The organism is Enterobacter sp. MALB-1 (assembly GCF_041021625.1).
In the GTDB taxonomy this organism is placed as follows: domain Bacteria; phylum Pseudomonadota; class Gammaproteobacteria; order Enterobacterales; family Enterobacteriaceae; genus Enterobacter; species Enterobacter oligotrophicus.
Genome location: NZ_JBDPJL010000002.1, coordinates 1 through 16146, shown reverse-complemented (window position 1 = coordinate 16146; position 16146 = coordinate 1). Strand labels below are relative to the sequence as shown.

The window sequence follows — 16146 nt, the reverse complement described above, 5'->3', positions numbered from 1 at the left end:
ACGTACTCAAGCGTCCTCAAGGTAAAGCCATAGTACCCCGCAGGCGCTGTGTAAAGGCGGTGCTCTTTTTTCCTCCCTTCGATTTCACCGTTCAAATTTCCACACGAAGCCCTCTTCCGTGGCGGTAACGTGCCCTACAGAACTCGCTGAAAAATGGCTTGTGAATACCGTCGCCTGACGTTCAGCAGCAAAGTTTAAGAACCACTTCCGGGACTGATTCGCCTGTAAACTATCCTTGCAAAATACGGAGCTCAGGGTGTTATGAGACACCTGCAGCGGAGTATGCATCAGGTCGCCACAAAAAATCGCTGTTCCCTCTTCCGTTTCAACGGCAATGCTCATATGACCGACGCTATGCCCCGGAGTGGGATAAAACAGTATCCCTGGGAGAAATTCAGTCGGGGAATCCGGTACGGTCACCAGACGGCCGCTCTCAACAATCGGCAGGATGCTGTCATCAAATACCATTTTGCGTGCAGCAGCTGCCGGAGATGAGACAAAATTGAGCTCAGATTGAGAACAAACCCATGTCGCGTTGCTAAACGCAGGCCGCCATTTTTCCCCATCCCAGAGAGTGTTCCAGCCGACATGATCGGTGTGTAAATGGGTATGCAACACATAATCGATATCATCGGGTTGAATACCTGTCTGTTTTAAATTTTCCATCCATGGTGAAGAGAGCTGATGAAACAAGGGGCTAAATGGCCGATTCTTGCCATTGCCGGTCGCCGTATCAATCAGAATCCGGCCCTGCGGCGAGTCGATTAACCAGCTATGTACGCTCATTTCGATCGGCGTTTGCGCGTTCATCCCTGCAGGGAAACGAACGCCTGCTGCATCAGGCAATAATTTAGCCAGCGGCATGCTGAAAAGCTGTTCGGTAATTCGGGTAATAACAACATTGCCGAGACGATAAGAATCTGAGGTAAACATTGGTGGTGTCCTTTTGATAAACACATCATTAATCATGGCTGACAGCTGTAGCACTGTGTTTCATGGCAAGAGAATAAAACAGGGTCGCAGCCGTTGCCGCGATGACGCTCACTATCGCCAGCCCCAACCCCAGCGCATTGTCAATTCCGAAAAATTTCTGGCTTAAATATCCGACAAGAAACGGCCCAATGCCTCCGCCCAACAGGTTAGTCATAAAAACCAGCAGGGAAATCGCGCGGCCGCGCATTCTGTTGGGGATCGCTATTTGTAACGGAATGGGGGCCAGCGCCATGGTGATACTGGCGCAGAAAAGCGTTATGGCATAAAAAATAATCGCCGCAGAAAATGGCATACAAGAGGCGAGTACGGAGAAAATAATTAACAATCCGCACGCGCAAGCAGACACTTTGAGCGAGTCTCGCAGCAGGTTTGCCGGCAGCGCCGCGCGCACTAATTTCCCGGCCAGCAGAACCCCGACAATCCCCGCGCACATATATATTGGTCCGGTAATTTGCCCGATATAGCCCGCCGTCAGATTAAAGTGCCGCATCATGACCGTCGGGAACCAGGCCGTCAGCGAATAAAACAGCATAATGAGGCAGGTGTAGGCAAAATAAAAAGGCAAACAAAAACGGTTCTTCACCAGCAGTTCGTTAAGTACGACGCGGAACGCAGGCGTTCCCTTTTCCACCGACATCTGACTCGCCTGATGATTCCGCCGGGCGGGTTCACTTACGGTGAAAAAAACCAATATGGAGAGTAATATGCCGGGTAGCCCGACGATGAAAAAGACCCATTGCCAGGGATGCATTGCCGCCAGACCGGGCATATGGCCCATCTCGCGGGTTAACCACCCCAACAACATTCCACCCCCGGTGAGTGCCAGGCCGCTGCCAATATATGGGCCCAGCATAAAGATTCCGGTAGCGCGAGTTAAACGGCTGGCAATAAACATATCAGCGAACAGCGACAACACGGCCGGACTCAGAGCGGCCTCCGCAATAGCCGTTCCACCGCGCCAGATCAACAGCTCCGTATAGCTATCGGCGGTAGCGCACAACATCGTTGAACATGCCCAAATGGCCACGCACACCGCAATTAATCTTACCCGACTGGCACTGTCAACCATTCGGGAAATAATCACCCCGGCGGTGGCATAACAAAGGGTAAAAGAGAATCCCTGAAGTATACCTATCTGAATATCTGAAATGTGTAAGGTAGCTTTTAATGGCTCAACCAGAATACTCATTATTTGACGATCGAGATAGGAAAAGGCAAAGCAGGCGAGGAATAACCCAACAGGATAGGCGCATGCGCCCACCGTGGTCCCCTCTTGACTAGCGCCGGATCGAATATTCATCGGGAATGTTCTCGTAGCGAATTAATACCAGGCGGCAGGCGAAGCGATCACCGCAATACAATCACCGGCGACGACATGAGAAAACGTGCGCGTGACCATAATCTCTCCGGTCCCGGAAAAATAGTGCTCTTTTGCCGGTTCCCAGGGGGCATCGAGGTTATAGAGTCGCCCGGCAAGCTGATCCTGTTTAACGCGATCGCCAAGTTTAAAACAGGGCTCAAACACCCCTCGCCCGGCAGAGAACAGATAATGTCCGGTACCGCCTACCTTCATCAGGCGCGTCTCATTTTGTGAGGTGGCGGGGGCATGTTTCGTGACCCCTGATGCCTGTAAAACGCGTCTCAGCCCACTCTCGACAATCTGCAGATTATCCGGGTTACAGGAGGCTCCGCCCCCAAACTCACCGCAGAGAAAAAGCTTTCCGTGACGTTCCGCAGCCGCGCCGTATGTACGATCTTCTCCCAGCAGATCCATGATCATGGTCGTCGGCGCATTGAAAGCGTTAACGAGCCTGATGTAGTCGCGATGCTGGGCCGCGTTTTTCGGCAGCGCGGCTAATAACACCGGCGCATGGTTAAATGATGCACCGCCGGCATGCATATCTAAAATAATGTCGGCGATCGGAAATAATTCCGTATCAACATAATGCGCGATCATTTCCGTCAGGCTGCCGTTCCGTTTTCCGGGGAACATTCGGTTCAGGTTGCCATTATCGATAGGAGAAGTACGCGTACCCTGCTGAAATGCCGGGAAATTCAGCCCCGGAATCACAATAATTCTGCCATTAATTTTCCAGGCTGCCATTTCCTGGATAATTTTCATCAACGCGACGGGTCCTTCCAGCTCATCGCCATGGTTACCCCCGGTCATCAGGACCGTTGGACCTTCCCCTTGTTTCAGGACGGCGATCGGAACTGGAATACGCCCATAGGCGGAGGTGTTGTGCGAATAAGGCAGCATCAGCACGCCGGTTTGAAAACCCTCTTTATCAAAATCGACGGTGGCACGGATAAGCGAACGTGGTGAGGTCATCTGACACTCCTGATTCAGGTCGTTTGCGGATGGACCTCAGTATGAATTTATCTGTCGAATCAATAAAAGTACTTAATAATACCCATGGTGATGCTTTAAAAGCATCACTAAGGATAATGTAAGATATTTAATGACTCACGGAGTGAATCTAAAAAACGTTTCACCAGCGGAGAGTTATTTTCTGCCAGAAATGCGAATTTTAATGGCATCATAACACTTAGATCTGACAAACGGACTAGTCGCACCCCTACCGGAAGACGTGAAATAGTGGCGGAATTAACCAGGGCGACGCCAATACCGGCATTGACCAGCGCTAGTATTGCGGACTCTGTTTGCGCTTCCTGTACCACGTTAAGGGTAATTCCCATGCTGTGGCAGGCGGCCATAACGTGATCGTAATAGGCAGGATAGACCCGGCGGAAGGAGGTAATAAACGGTAAGTGTGCAACCCGGTGTAGCGATATGGGGTCGGGATCATCCTCACCCTGCCATGCTTTTGGCAGCGCTAAGCGAATATCGTACTGATGCAACATCTTAAACTGACACCGTTCAGACATAGAGCCAAACCCATAAACAAAACCGCCATCAAGCTCGCCCTTTTCAATCAATGCAATCTGCTCCGGCGTGTTCAACGGGATCAGTTCAAGCGTTGCCCGCGGGACAACCTGCTTAAAGTGACGCAGCGTGGAAGGTACAATCCCATCCCAGCTGCTGTTTTCCACAAATCCCAGTCGCAGATGCCCGTCAAAACCGCTGGCGATGCGCTGCGCGTGCTCAACAGACAGATCCAGTTCAGCGAGCATTTTTTTTATATCGCTATAAAACACCTCTCCCGCCTGGGTGAGAGTAAGCCCGCGAGGATGACGAATGAAGAGTTTGACTCCCACTTCACTTTCGATGTCCTGTATTTGCCGGGAAATGGCGGGCTGAGTGACGTGAAGATAATGCGAGGCCAGGCGAATGCTTTTATGCTCGGCAACGGTGGTAAAATAGCGTAAATGGCGTAGCTCCATTTTTTGCTCCAGAATAAAATTGCAGGTTCGTTGTAAGATTACAACCGATAGACATGCTTGCATTTTTTTCTGAAGCAGACCATCAGGATTAAACGAGTCTGCGTGGGTCTTCAGGATATTAACGATGGTAATAATTAACTTGTTACTTCTGTAAAACAACCTTAGCTATGTTGGACCGGGTTAGAACTCAATCAACTGTGTGAGTCTGACAGTCAGCAATGACACCTGAGGCAGCGATGATAGTTCTTTCAGAACTTGCAGGATAATTAGCTAAGATAATCAATCATTTCGTCAATAAATACCTGATACCGACTTTCATTTACCCGTGAAGGGTCGTAGAGCAAATGCATTTCCCGTGAGGGAATAGTGAAGTTCTCCAGGACAGGAACGAGTTTTTCCCTGTTGATAAGTCGCCTGAGCTCTTTTTCATAACCAATCAGCACACCAGTGCCTCTTAATGCCGCCTCAAGGATTGCTCCCCAGTCGTTAATCGCCAGACGAGAATTTACCATCACTTCAGCAGGTCCTTCAGTGCTGGCAAAAGGCCAGTAATGGGTTAATCCCGCAGACCAGGGTGCAAAAACCAGACACTCATGATGTTTCAGATCAGAAGGTTGTTCTGGATGACCGTACTTTGTCAGGTATTGAGGAGCAGCGCATGCAATAAATCGGTATGCAGGCAACGGTTTTGCCGCAAGCCGGAGTTTCTTATCAAGCTCGCCAATTCGTATCACCAGGTCAAAATCTTCTGAAGCAGGATTAATAACGTCATCAGTAAGAACAAGTTCAATACGCATTTTCGGGTAGCGCTCAAGAAATGTGCTCAAAAAATCCACCAGGACATAACGGCCGAACGTTACCGGCGCATTCAGCCGCAGCGTACCTGCAAGAACTCCGCTCGTACTGCTTGCTTCCCGGTCAGCGCTGTCGATGGCCTGTAAAATTGTTTCACAACGCCTGTAGTACAGCGAGCCTGCCGGCGTCAGGCTTTGCCTGCGCGTTGTTCGGTTAAGCAGGCGTGTTTCAAGCTGCTTCTCAAGTGTGCCGATATGGCGGGCCACCATCTGAGGCGACATACCGAGTCTGTCTGAGGCCGCGACAAAAGAGCCTGTCTGAACCACAACCACGAAGGTCCGCATTCCGGTAAGTTTATCCAGCATTCGCTACTCCTGGTTGTTTCAGAACTCAATATTGGCGAATTTTAAAAACTGCTAATACTTATTATGCTTATTTTTTGTCTCATGAACAGGACAGCGAAAACGATGCACATTTATATTGTCAGAATGGACCATCCGGACGGCACCGGGTGGAATACCTTTGTGCGCGAGCATGTGATTTATCTGAAGGGGCTGATAGAACAGGGCAAACTGTTAGCGTCCGGTCCACTCAAAAACACGCCGCTGCGGGCGGGATTTCTTATTTTCAGGGCTGAGACGCGCGATGAAGTCCAGTCCATGATCGGTGCGGACCCTTTTGCACGTGAAGGCCTTATTGCCCACCTTGATATCCAGCAATGGGACCCTCTGTTCGGGCAGTTCAGCAGTTACTCAAGCCATAATGCAACCGGGGATTTGAAGGATTTAATTGATTAACCAATTGAGTTAAGAGAAATTTCTCTTAGTCTGCCGGATGAACCACATACAGGGTATGGGGAAAAGGAACACCTGTATTCATGGCGATACATTTCCGGTATGTTCGGTAATGTATCGCCATTAACCAATTCTGGTTAGCATGGCATAACATTCAATCCATCAGGTCGCGCCATTTTACCATCCTGTCACTGAGGTCAAGCGTCTCTCCGTCGACACTGAAACGGCCATCGCCCTGATGGTGGAGCAGACGCAGTTCCTGCCATGCGCTGTCAAGCCAAATCCGCTGAACTTCCAGCACCCACAGGTTATAGCGCCGCACCTGTCGGTCATCCACCACTCTGCACTCCAGGTTAGCCAGGCATTCATCTACCAGAGGCGCACTGACCGATTGCGCGGCAATGGGCGTCAGGCCGAAACGCGCAAATTTGTCGTCTGTTTCTCCCGAGCAATTACCGATGTCCACAACGGCCTTTGCCATCCCGGCTGGCGGTACAGCCAGAACACATTCCCCGGTATCTGACAGCGCCTGATAGCTGTAATCCCAGGGGCCGATAATCACACCGACCAGCGGTGGGGCATGCTGCATCATCATGTGGAAACCTGCGGTCATCAGATTCGTCCGGCCATCTGTCCCCCTGGTGGACACCAGAATAACGGGACCAGCTTCAAGAATACGGTACGCTTTTTCCGCAGGCAGGCTGTCATGCATGAGATATCCTCCAGAAAGAAAATCAGGGACAGTGTGGTTCACATGTCCCCGGGGGTTATTACTCTTCAAAATCCGTGGCGTCTGACGCGCTTCGCCAGACATCAAGGTCCTGACTCACTGCATGCATTTTTTGTTCAGCGAGGGTGTTGGCAATCTTACCAGCAAAAAGATGCACGGGAGGGGCGTCAGCAAAGGCCGCCTGCAGTATCAGAGAAGCGACTTTATCAGGATTGCCAGCCTGTTTGCCGTCCAGACCGTTCAGATGGAGGTCCAGCGAGGCCTGAGCTTCGGTATAGTCAGCGATTGTGCGCTGGGCCACGACCAGCGTCTCTTTCGACAGGAACCCGGTGCGCACCGGTCCAGGATAAACCACTGTGGCTCTGATGTTCAGCTCGGCCAGTTCGGCCGCCAGGGTTTCGGTCAGACCAGCCAGTGCGAATTTGCTGGCGACATAGCTGCCCCAGCCCGCGTAACCGCCCTGAAAGCCCACGATCGACGCCACGTTGAAGATATGGCCACTGCGCCGCGTACGCATATGCGGCAGGGCATGGCGCAGTACATGCAGGGGAGCAAACACGTTAACATCGAAATTGCGACGCAATTCGCTGTCGGTTAATGCTTCAATGGTGCCCTGCTGGCCGTAGCCTGCGTTGTTGACCACACAGTCAATGCGCCCGAAGGCGGCAATGGTGCTGTCGATGGCTTTTTGAACGCTGGCTTCGTTCACCAGGTCCACCTCCAGCGCCAGCAGTCGCGCGTTATCGTCGCCGAATGCCTGACGCAGACTGGTCAGGGTGCGGGAGGTTGCGGCTACGACATCGCCTCGCGCCAGTAACTGGCGTGCCAGCGAAAGGCCAATACCACGAGCAGCGCCGGTGATAAACCAGACTTTTGCAGGGGAGGTTTGTTGTTGCATTGATGGAGACTCCTGTTGTTGAAAAATGAATTGCATCACTGAATGGCGACACTCATGCCACCGTCGGCCATAACCACTGCGCCGACAATGTAACTGGCCCGGTCTGACGCCAGAAAGGCGGCGACTTCTGCGATTTCATCGGGGTGGGCTGCACGGCCAACCGGCGCTTTACGACCATGCTCTGCCAGATATGCCTGCCCGTCGGGCTGGATTGTATTCGTGATGTTTGTCACCGCATCTCCGGAGCCGACTGCATTAACACGAATACCGTGAGTGATAGCTTCCAGCGCGAGTGTACGGGTTAACTGTGCAAGCGCCCCCTTGGAGGCTGCATAGGCGGCGATACCGGGAAAAGACTGATAACAGGCGTAAGAACCAATATTAACGATTGCACCCGATTTTGCCGCCATCATTGGGCGCATGGCTTCCCTTGAGAAAAGAAATGCCCCCGTGGCATTAACAGCCATGACCTGGTTCCATTCACTGAGGGTCATTTCTGCCACCGGCTGGTTGATGATGATGCCAGCGTTGTTGATTAAGACGTCGAGGCGACCGAACTGTTCTGTTGCAGTCCGCACAGCCAGTTCCGCACTGGCTTCCTGAGTCACGTCGGCGACAACGGGCACAATACCTTCACGTACAAGCGCATTGACATTATCCCCCCGGCCAACTGCGACGATACGTGCGCCCTGGCGGTGCAACAGTTCGACGGTCGCCAGGCCGATACCGCTGGCGGCACCGGTGACGATCGCAACACGGCCTGCAAAGGGCATAGCCCTGGAAAAAGAGCCTGACTCTGACATGAACACTCCTGAATAAATGAAAACATGTTTACGGTTAATGAGGACTGGCCACAGGGCGGACGATGAGTTCGCTGATATCAACGCCAGCGGGTTGTTCAATGGCATAGGCGATTGCCTGCGCCACGGGCTCCGGAGGTAAGGCGATGCGCCGGAATTCGCGCATGGCAGCCCGGGCTGTTTCGTCCGTAATATGATCGGCAAGTTCTGACTCGACCACCCCCGGGCTGACCAGCGTCACCCGGATCGCGTCGGTCTCCTGTCGCAGTCCGTCAGAAATAGCGCGCACGGCAAACTTGCTGGCGCAATAGACAGCGGCTGTGGGCGAGACCGTATACGCGCCTGTGGAGGCAATATTAATGATGTGACCATCACCCTGCTCCTGCATGATCGGCAGGACGGCGGCTATTCCGTGCAGAACGCCCCGTACATTGACATCCAGCATGCGGTTCCATTCTTCGACCTTCAACGCTGCCAGCGGTGAGAGTGGCATAACGCCAGCGTTATTTATGAGAACATCAATGCGTCCGTGCTTCTCCAGCGCCCTGGCAGCGATGCGTTGCAAATCTTCTGGTCGCGTGACGTCAATTGCCATGGCATCAACATTACCCCCCTTTGCCCGCAACTCTGTCGCCAGTGCGGTCAGCTTTTCCATACGCCTGGCACCGATAAACAAATGATGCCCCTTCCTGGAAAGATGACGGGCTGTGGCCTCACCTATACCACTACTGGCCCCGGTAAGAATGACCACTTTAGACGTTTCTGATACCACTGCTTTCATCACTCCTCCTTGCCTGTCACCGGACGGGACAGGGAATATCACGGGAATATCAAACAGGCAGATATCATAAATAGAGGGCACATACGACGACAGGCCTGACACTCTTGCATCATTGCCTAATCCTATTTTCTTTATTGATTTTTAAGCATGCAGAGAGTGAAAATATAATCATTAAATTCAATCAGAAGGTCTGCTGTATGCCAGAAAGATTGCCCTCCATATCTCAACAGTCCGAAATGGCGGCTATGATTTGCCAGCTCGCCCCACATGAAGGTCACACCCGTACGTTGCTGGATGGCGTGCGTCTGATGCGTGCTGACGGCGCACTGGGGCGTACCCCCGTGTTGTACGAACCAGGCATTGTTATTGTCTGTCAGGGGCACAAAAGAGGTTACCTGGCTGACAGGGTTTACCACTACGACCCGTTGCACTACCTGGTGCTGTCAGTACCTCTGCCATTTTCAAGCGAGACAGATGCCAGTCCGGCAGAGCCTTTGCTTGCTGTGTCCATTCGTCTGGATATGACAGCGGTGGCAGACCTGGTTATGGCTGTCGATCACCATGCCACTGCATCAGGTTCACCCGTTGGCATTGTCTCCACACCACTTGACGACACGCTGGCAGATACGACAGTTCGTCTTCTGAAGGTATTATTTTCACCACTTGAAGCGCGGGTTCTGGGGCCGGGGATTGTGCGAGAGCTGATTTTTCGTGTTCTGCTGGGTGAACAGGGCGGAGCCATTCGTGCTGCGCTGGCCTGTCATGGCAACTTTGGACGTATTGCGCGTACGTTACGGCGTATCCACCTCGATTACGCCCGGCCACTGGATGTGGCTTCACTTGCGCACGAAGCTGGCCTGAGCGTACCGGCTTTTCATGCGCATTTCAAAGCCGTTGCGGCGACTTCTCCCATCCAGTACATCAAGTCAGTGCGTCTTCATCAGGCGCGACTGATGATGATACGGGACAACGTTACTGCAGCAGGGGCAGCAGCGCGGGTCGGCTACGAAAGTGCGTCGCAGTTCAATCGGGAGTTCAAAAGACTGTTTGGTCGTAGCCCCGGAGAGGAGACGCGCAAAATGCGCACAGCATTCGCACTGATGGAACCTGCGCAACTCGAAGCAGCGACGTCGACACACTAATCTGCAACTGTCGATATTCATGCGCAAACGTTCACTGCAAACCGGACTGAGACGCCAGGACGCTAACAGTTCATGCTGATATGAAGGTTATCTGAAGAACCTGTGGGATTTTCGTTCGTAACAAAAATGTCAGCAACACCGGCAGCCAGAACCAGTATGTACCTGTACCTCTGTGAACTGCGTGGAAGACGAACGTAAAAACAGCGCAAAACCTGGTGCGAAAGCGTAAAGCAGTCGTGCCATTTATATGCTATATGCGCAGATTGCCGGGCTAACCGTCCTGCTTTCATCACCAGGTTTTCAGGCCCGTTCGAGTTACAAACCCAGCTTGTCTTTCATTTCTTTTTCTTCAATCGCCTTGGCAATAGCGTTTCTCATCACTTTCAGAATGATCCCGCTGAACATGGCCGTTAAACCGATGGTAAAGAATGCCGTAACCGCAAGGTCAATTAACCAGAATCCTGAATGAACAAGAACGGGCCTGTAAATTGCAACACCGGCAAAAACCACCCAGTGACTGAAACAATAAAAACAACTGAACAGGTAGCCTGCCATGGCATTTTTTTTGACCATCCATTCACGCAACGGGCGAAACATTTCCTGCTGCGTGACGGTGATTGAAATGCAACTGGACATCAGTGCAATGACGAGGCAGACCCATAACTGTTCTGACACATTATCGAATGACATAAAAAATACTCTCTGTATGGATTTCATGTAATAGTATAAGATACATGAAATCGCGCCACTTATGCAACAACGAAAGTTTCATAAGAAACTTCGCAGCAAACAGGATAAAAAATGAGAAAAGACCACCGGCTGTCCCGTGCATTACACGTGCTGATACATATGGATAAAATCCGCGATCCCGTTACCTCGGAAGATATAGCATTGATGATCAATACGAATCCGGTCGTGGTCAGACGCCTTTTCCAGGGGCTCAAACAGGCGGGTATCATTCATTCTGAAAAAGGGCATGGAGGTGGCTGGACACTCCAGAAACCTCTCGGAGACATCACTCTCCTTCAGGTTTTCCACGCTATTGGCAGCACTGAACTTTTTTCAATAGGCTGGGCGACTGAGCATGACAAATGCCAGATAGAGGATGCAGTTAACAATGAAATAAGTGATACGCTTGAAGAGGCGAGACGTCTGATTACAAACCGCTTTGCTGAACTTACCCTTGATAAGCTTGTGCCGGAAGTCCTTAAACATAAATAAATTCAACAGCCGGGCATCATATAATGTCCGGTTGTTGAAAGGTCATCATAAATTTTAGTCTGAAGCCTGTTCTGTTACCGGCCGTTCCTCAGGCGCGTCCGGTAAAGTGGCCGAGTGCAGTGGTTTCCCTGATATTTGTCGGGCTAACAGGTAGAACACGGGGGTCATAAACAAGCCAAAAAGGGTGACGCCAAGCATTCCAGAGAATACCGATATCCCGATAGCCTGACGCATCTCAGCGCCTGCTCCATGCGATACCATCAGGGGGATTACACCCATGATGAAAGCCAGTGAGGTCATCAGAATAGGACGCAGCCTGAGACGGCATGCTTCCTTCACTGCGTTACAGGCAGACTTACCTGAAAGCTCAAGTTCACGGGCAAATTCAACGATAAGAATGGCATTTTTAGATGCCAGCCCGACCAGGACGATAAATCCAATTTGCGTAAAGATATTATTGTCCCCATGAGTCAGCCACACCCCGGTAAGTGCAGAAAGGATACTCATTGGGACAATCATAATGACAGCCAAAGGGAGCGTAAGGCTTTCATACTGGGCAGCCAGTACCAGGAATACCAGGAATACACAGAGTGGAAAAATCCAGACGGCACTGTTGCCTGCAAGAATTTGCTGGTAGGTCAGGTCTGTCCATTCATATTCTACGCCGGGTGGAAGTGTTTTCATCGCTATACGTTCAATCTCTTCCATCGCCTGACTTGAAGAATAGCCCGGAGCAGGAGCGCCACTAAGATCGACCGCTGTAAAACCGTTATAACGGGTAACCAGCTCAGGACCGTGTGTCGGCTCAATACGGGCTATGGCAGACAGCGGAACCATATTGCCATCGGCATTTCGGGTCTGTAGTTTCAGTATATCCTCCGGGGTCGCCCTGAACTCTGCGTCAGCCTGCATTCTTACCTGATATACACGACCTATTATATTGAAATCATTTACATAATATGAGCCAAGATAGGATTGTAATGTCTCAGTGATATCACTGATGTTCACCCCAAGTTGTTTGGCGCGATTACGGTCAATATCGACATTAATTTGTGGAAAATTATTCTGGTATGTTGAAAAAAGTGGCGTCAGCACAGGTGATTTAGCTGCTTCTGCCTGAAAGCGTCGAAGTACTTCGGCCATTCCGTCATAACCGATATTTCCTCTGTCTTCAAGCTGCAATTTGAATCCCCCCAGGGAACCCAGACCCATAACGGGTGGTGCCGGGAAAACGGCCGCAAAATCTGCGCCAGGAAGTGACTGATATCTGGCATTCAGAGAGGCGGCAACATCATCTGCGCTGATGCCAGGCCGTTGCTCAAAAGGCTTGAGGAGGACAAATGTCAGACCGGAACCAGGGCTTGTGGTGGTGCCGTTTACAGACAATCCAGCATAAGAAGATGTGGAAGATACTCCTGGCTCACTTCGTGCTATTTCATTCATTTTTTCGAGTACCCGGTCTGTTCTGGACAATGATGCGCCAACAGGAAGCTGCACAAAACTGATAAGGTATTCTTTATCCTGAGCAGGGATAAACCCCCCAGGTACAGACCTGCCCAGTAACAGCGTAATTGCCAGCAGAATGCCATAAATCACCATAATCAGAATCTTGCGCTGGCCAAGCGCGCCAACACCTTTTTCATATCGCCTGGCACTACTGTTGAACAGGCGGTTGAAAACAGTAAAGAACCGTCCACAACTACGATGCATAATGCGCGTAAGCCAGTCGCTGTCTGAATCACGTGACTTCAGCAGCATGGCAGAGAGAGCCGGTGAGAGCGTAAGGGAGTTAATAGCGGAGATAATCGTTGAAACTGCTATTGTCACTGCAAACTGCTGATAAAACCTCCCGGTCAGGCCACTCATAAAAGCCAGCGGAACAAAGACGGCACTCAGCGTCAGCGCGATCGCAATAATGGGACTACTGACTTCCTGCATAGCCTTGCAGGCGGCATGATATGGCGTCATGCCTCTTTCTATGTTTCTTTCTACATTTTCAACAACAACAATGGCATCATCAACGACAATGCCAATAGCCAGGACGAGGCCAAAAAGGCTCAGGGCATTGATTGAAAACCCAAAGAGGTACAGAAATGCCATTGTGCCGGTTATCGAAACGGGAACAGCCAGCAGAGGAATGACTGAGGCTCGCCAGGTCTGGAGGAAAAGAAAAACAACCAGTACCACGAGGAGTATGGCCTCAAAAAGAGTATGAAGCACAGCCTCTATACCCGCCCTGACTGATTTGGTTGGATTGTAAACTATCTGGTAATCCAGTCCTTCAGGGAACTGTTTTTTTAGCTCCTCCATTGTGCGACTTACCTGTGAGGCAATTTCCAGAGCATTTGCGCCCGGAGACTCCTGTATGGCCAGCGCTACCGCAGGCTTTTTATCCAGGTAAGTACGCATGGCATAATTTTCAGCGGCCAGTTCAATACGGGCGACATCCTTCAATAATGTCGTTCTGGTATCCTGTCGGGCATGGAGCACAATGTTGCCAAATTCTTCAGCCGTTTTAAGCCGACCGCTGGCATTAACTGACAACTGTAACGGTGTTTCTTCTGCCATAGGGGCTGCGCCAACGCTTCCCACTGGTGACTGGGCGTTTTGTTCACGGATAGCAGAGGCGACATCTGATGTCGTCAGTCCGCGAGCAGCCATAGCATCAGGATTAAGCCAGATTCGCATCGCGTAACCACCGGGGCCCCATACTGATACCTGGCCAACTCCCTCAATACGCGAGAGCTGGTCTTTGATGTTACGTATGGCGTAATTACTGATGTAATTATCGTTATATCTGCCATCAGGCGATATCATATGAACGGCAAGTGTGATATTCGGCGAGCTTTTATTCGTTGTGACACCCAGTCGCTGGACATCTTCAGGTAACCGGGGCAGAGCCTGCGACACCCGGTTCTGCACCCATTGCTGAGCCTGATCGGGATCTGTGCCCAGTTTGAAGGTCACTGTCAGATAGAGATTGCCATCCTCATTTGAAAGTGACTGCATATACAGCATATTCTCTACGCCGTTCACAGTTTCCTCTATGGGAGCTGCAACCGTCTGTGCAATCGTGGTGGCATTGGCTCCAGGATACTGGGCATGAACGATAACGGATGGGGGGACAACCGGTGGGTATTCCGATACCGGCAGACGAAATATGGCGATAATCCCTGCCAGAATGAACAACGCAGACAGTACTCCAGCAAAAACCGGCCTGTCGATAAAGAATTTTGATACTTTCATGATGACTTATTTCCTTCCCGGGATTTTGAAGAAGGTGATTCGTCTTTGCTGACAATGACTGTTTCACCGGGACTGACCAACTGCGCCCCACCGGAAATAACTCTGTCACCCTTATTGAGGCCTTTTTTCACAACAATCAGTTCCCCCTGTCTGTTTCCCAGTTCGAGGGGGCGATATTCAACTTTGTCATTGTTTCCGACTACCAGCACATAGCGTCTGTCCTGGTCGGTGCGGATCAGTGTCTGGTCAATCATTACTGCTGTATAGGATTTGCTTGCCTGAAGTCTGACCCGGGCCTGTAAACCGGGAAGCAACCTTGATGTTGGATTATCAAGAAGTGCGCGCATCCTGATAGTGCCGGTTTCAGTACTGAGTTGATTATCCACAGAATAAAGAATGGCTTTATGTGGATAATCTTTTTCATCGGCCAGTCCTACCAGCACTTCAGGTTTGTCTTTATTTGAAAGCTTGTCGATATAATTAAGATAGGTTCGTTCATCCGCATTAAAAGCAACATACAAGGGCTCAAGAGCAACAATGGATGCAAGAACCGGACTGTCAATACCGGCTGCGACCAGATTACCGACTGTCAGTTCTGCTCTGGAAATACGGCCAGTTACCGGTGCGGTAATCCTGGTATAGCTTTCGCTGAGCCTGGCACTTTCAACCTCAGCTTCAGCAATCTCCCGGGCTGCTTTCGATTCCCGGGCGGCATTGTTCAGAACGTCATAATCGCGCTGTGAGATAGCATGGGTCCCGATAAGTTTTTTACCCCGGGACAGATCCAGCAATGCCAGGTCCTGCTTCGCTTTTGCCTGCGCGTATGCTGCACGAGCCCGGGCCAGTTCAGTCTTATACGGGGCTGGATCGATAATAAATAAAATATCGCCTTTCCTGACCAACTGACCATCCCTGAAATTAACATCCACAATCGAGCCTGTAACTTTTGAACGTACAGTGACCTCATCGGTGGCTTCCAGTTTTCCCGAGAATTCGACCCAGTCGTTTACCGTATGAACAACTGCGGACGTAGTTCGCACCGTTTTAAGGTTTGATGTCTCAAGTGCATACGCGCCGGGTATGACGCTCTGTTTTGAAAGGAACAGCCCGATGACAGCCAGTGTACCGGTTAAGCACAACATGCGACGTTTGAACGATACAGTCATAAATCAGTCCAGAAATGATTTGATTATGAAACCGGGCGTTAAGAAATTTATCGATACTTAACGCCAAACTTTTTGTCTGAGTTGCTTTATTGATACGAGGGCGCAAAAGGATCTGGCTAGCTGGTATCAAAAAGTGAACTCATGTAACCTCATATGAGTCATGAGATAGCTTATCACAAGAAACATGTAAAGTTACATGATGTTTTTGCGTGAAGAGTTTTTCTTGAAAGGTTTA

General features: G+C 50.7%; 15 protein-coding genes. 3 read left to right on the top strand and 12 right to left on the bottom strand.

Going from position 1 to position 16146, the window contains the following annotated elements; genetic code table 11:
• Positions 1–84: 84 nt before the first annotated feature.
• The 5 genes from ABGB15_RS21440 to ABGB15_RS21420 form a co-directional block, all read right to left on the bottom strand.
• Positions 85–933, bottom strand: a complete 849-nt coding sequence (locus ABGB15_RS21440) for an MBL fold metallo-hydrolase (protein ID WP_369064286.1) — start codon at positions 931–933, stop codon at positions 85–87.
• Between the two features lie 28 nt (positions 934–961).
• Entirely contained in the window at positions 962–2293 is a 1332-nt protein-coding gene (locus tag ABGB15_RS21435) for an MFS transporter (protein WP_369064285.1), read from the bottom strand.
• A 21-nt stretch (positions 2294–2314) separates the two neighbouring features.
• Entirely contained in the window at positions 2315–3325 is a 1011-nt protein-coding gene (locus ABGB15_RS21430; protein WP_369064284.1) for a succinylglutamate desuccinylase/aspartoacylase family protein, read from the bottom strand.
• A 107-nt stretch (positions 3326–3432) separates the two neighbouring features.
• A complete protein-coding gene (locus ABGB15_RS21425) occupies positions 3433–4338 on the bottom strand; it encodes a LysR family transcriptional regulator (protein WP_369064283.1) in 906 nt (301 codons plus the stop codon).
• 266 nt (positions 4339–4604) lie between these two features.
• Positions 4605–5498: a LysR substrate-binding domain-containing protein gene (locus ABGB15_RS21420; RefSeq protein ID WP_369064282.1), complete on the bottom strand. Its 894-nt coding sequence runs from the start codon at positions 5496–5498 to the stop codon at positions 4605–4607.
• A gap of 102 nt (positions 5499–5600) precedes the next feature.
• On the opposite strand from ABGB15_RS21420, the gene ABGB15_RS21415 reads away from it, so the two are divergent.
• Positions 5601–5930, top strand: a complete 330-nt coding sequence (locus ABGB15_RS21415) for a YciI family protein (protein WP_022065309.1) — start codon at positions 5601–5603, stop codon at positions 5928–5930.
• A gap of 151 nt (positions 5931–6081) precedes the next feature.
• Here the strand turns inward: ABGB15_RS21415 and ABGB15_RS21410 are convergent, their stop codons facing one another.
• From ABGB15_RS21410 to ABGB15_RS21395, 4 genes are read right to left on the bottom strand one after another with little or no spacing between them, the layout of a single operon-like run.
• A complete protein-coding gene (locus tag ABGB15_RS21410; RefSeq protein WP_255091914.1) occupies positions 6082–6639 on the bottom strand; it encodes a flavin reductase family protein in 558 nt (185 codons plus the stop codon).
• Positions 6640–6697: 58 nt separating this feature from the next.
• A complete protein-coding gene (locus tag ABGB15_RS21405) occupies positions 6698–7555 on the bottom strand; it encodes an SDR family oxidoreductase (RefSeq protein WP_285192621.1) in 858 nt (285 codons plus the stop codon).
• A gap of 35 nt (positions 7556–7590) precedes the next feature.
• On the bottom strand, positions 7591–8358 hold the full coding sequence (locus ABGB15_RS21400) for an SDR family NAD(P)-dependent oxidoreductase (protein WP_022065306.1): 768 nt from the start codon (positions 8356–8358) through the stop codon (positions 7591–7593).
• Between the two features lie 34 nt (positions 8359–8392).
• Positions 8393–9136 carry an SDR family oxidoreductase gene (locus ABGB15_RS21395; RefSeq protein WP_192138608.1) on the bottom strand — a complete coding sequence of 248 codons (744 nt, stop codon included), beginning with the start codon at positions 9134–9136 and terminating at the stop codon, positions 8393–8395.
• 197 nt (positions 9137–9333) lie between these two features.
• Here ABGB15_RS21395 and ABGB15_RS21390 point away from each other — a divergent pair, with 197 nt between their 5' ends.
• Positions 9334–10278: an AraC family transcriptional regulator gene (locus tag ABGB15_RS21390; protein WP_022065304.1), complete on the top strand. Its 945-nt coding sequence runs from the start codon at positions 9334–9336 to the stop codon at positions 10276–10278.
• Between the two features lie 315 nt (positions 10279–10593).
• Here the strand turns inward: ABGB15_RS21390 and ABGB15_RS21385 are convergent, their stop codons facing one another.
• Positions 10594–10968: a hypothetical protein gene (locus tag ABGB15_RS21385; RefSeq protein ID WP_044173415.1), complete on the bottom strand. Its 375-nt coding sequence runs from the start codon at positions 10966–10968 to the stop codon at positions 10594–10596.
• A gap of 111 nt (positions 10969–11079) precedes the next feature.
• On the opposite strand from ABGB15_RS21385, the gene ABGB15_RS21380 reads away from it, so the two are divergent.
• Positions 11080–11499: an Rrf2 family transcriptional regulator gene (locus ABGB15_RS21380; protein WP_022065302.1), complete on the top strand. Its 420-nt coding sequence runs from the start codon at positions 11080–11082 to the stop codon at positions 11497–11499.
• 54 nt (positions 11500–11553) lie between these two features.
• On the opposite strand, the gene ABGB15_RS21375 is transcribed toward ABGB15_RS21380, so the two are convergent.
• Both ABGB15_RS21375 and ABGB15_RS21370 read right to left on the bottom strand, forming a co-directional pair.
• Positions 11554–14745, bottom strand: coding sequence for an efflux RND transporter permease subunit (locus ABGB15_RS21375; protein WP_369064281.1), 3192 nt, complete (start codon positions 14743–14745; stop codon positions 11554–11556).
• The gene (locus ABGB15_RS21370; RefSeq protein WP_369064280.1) at positions 14742–15911 is read right to left on the bottom strand and encodes an efflux RND transporter periplasmic adaptor subunit; all 1170 of its coding nucleotides are present in this window, start codon (positions 15909–15911) and stop codon (positions 14742–14744) included. Before ABGB15_RS21370 ends, ABGB15_RS21375 begins: the two co-directional genes overlap by 4 nt.
• Positions 15912–16146: the final 235 nt, after the last annotated feature.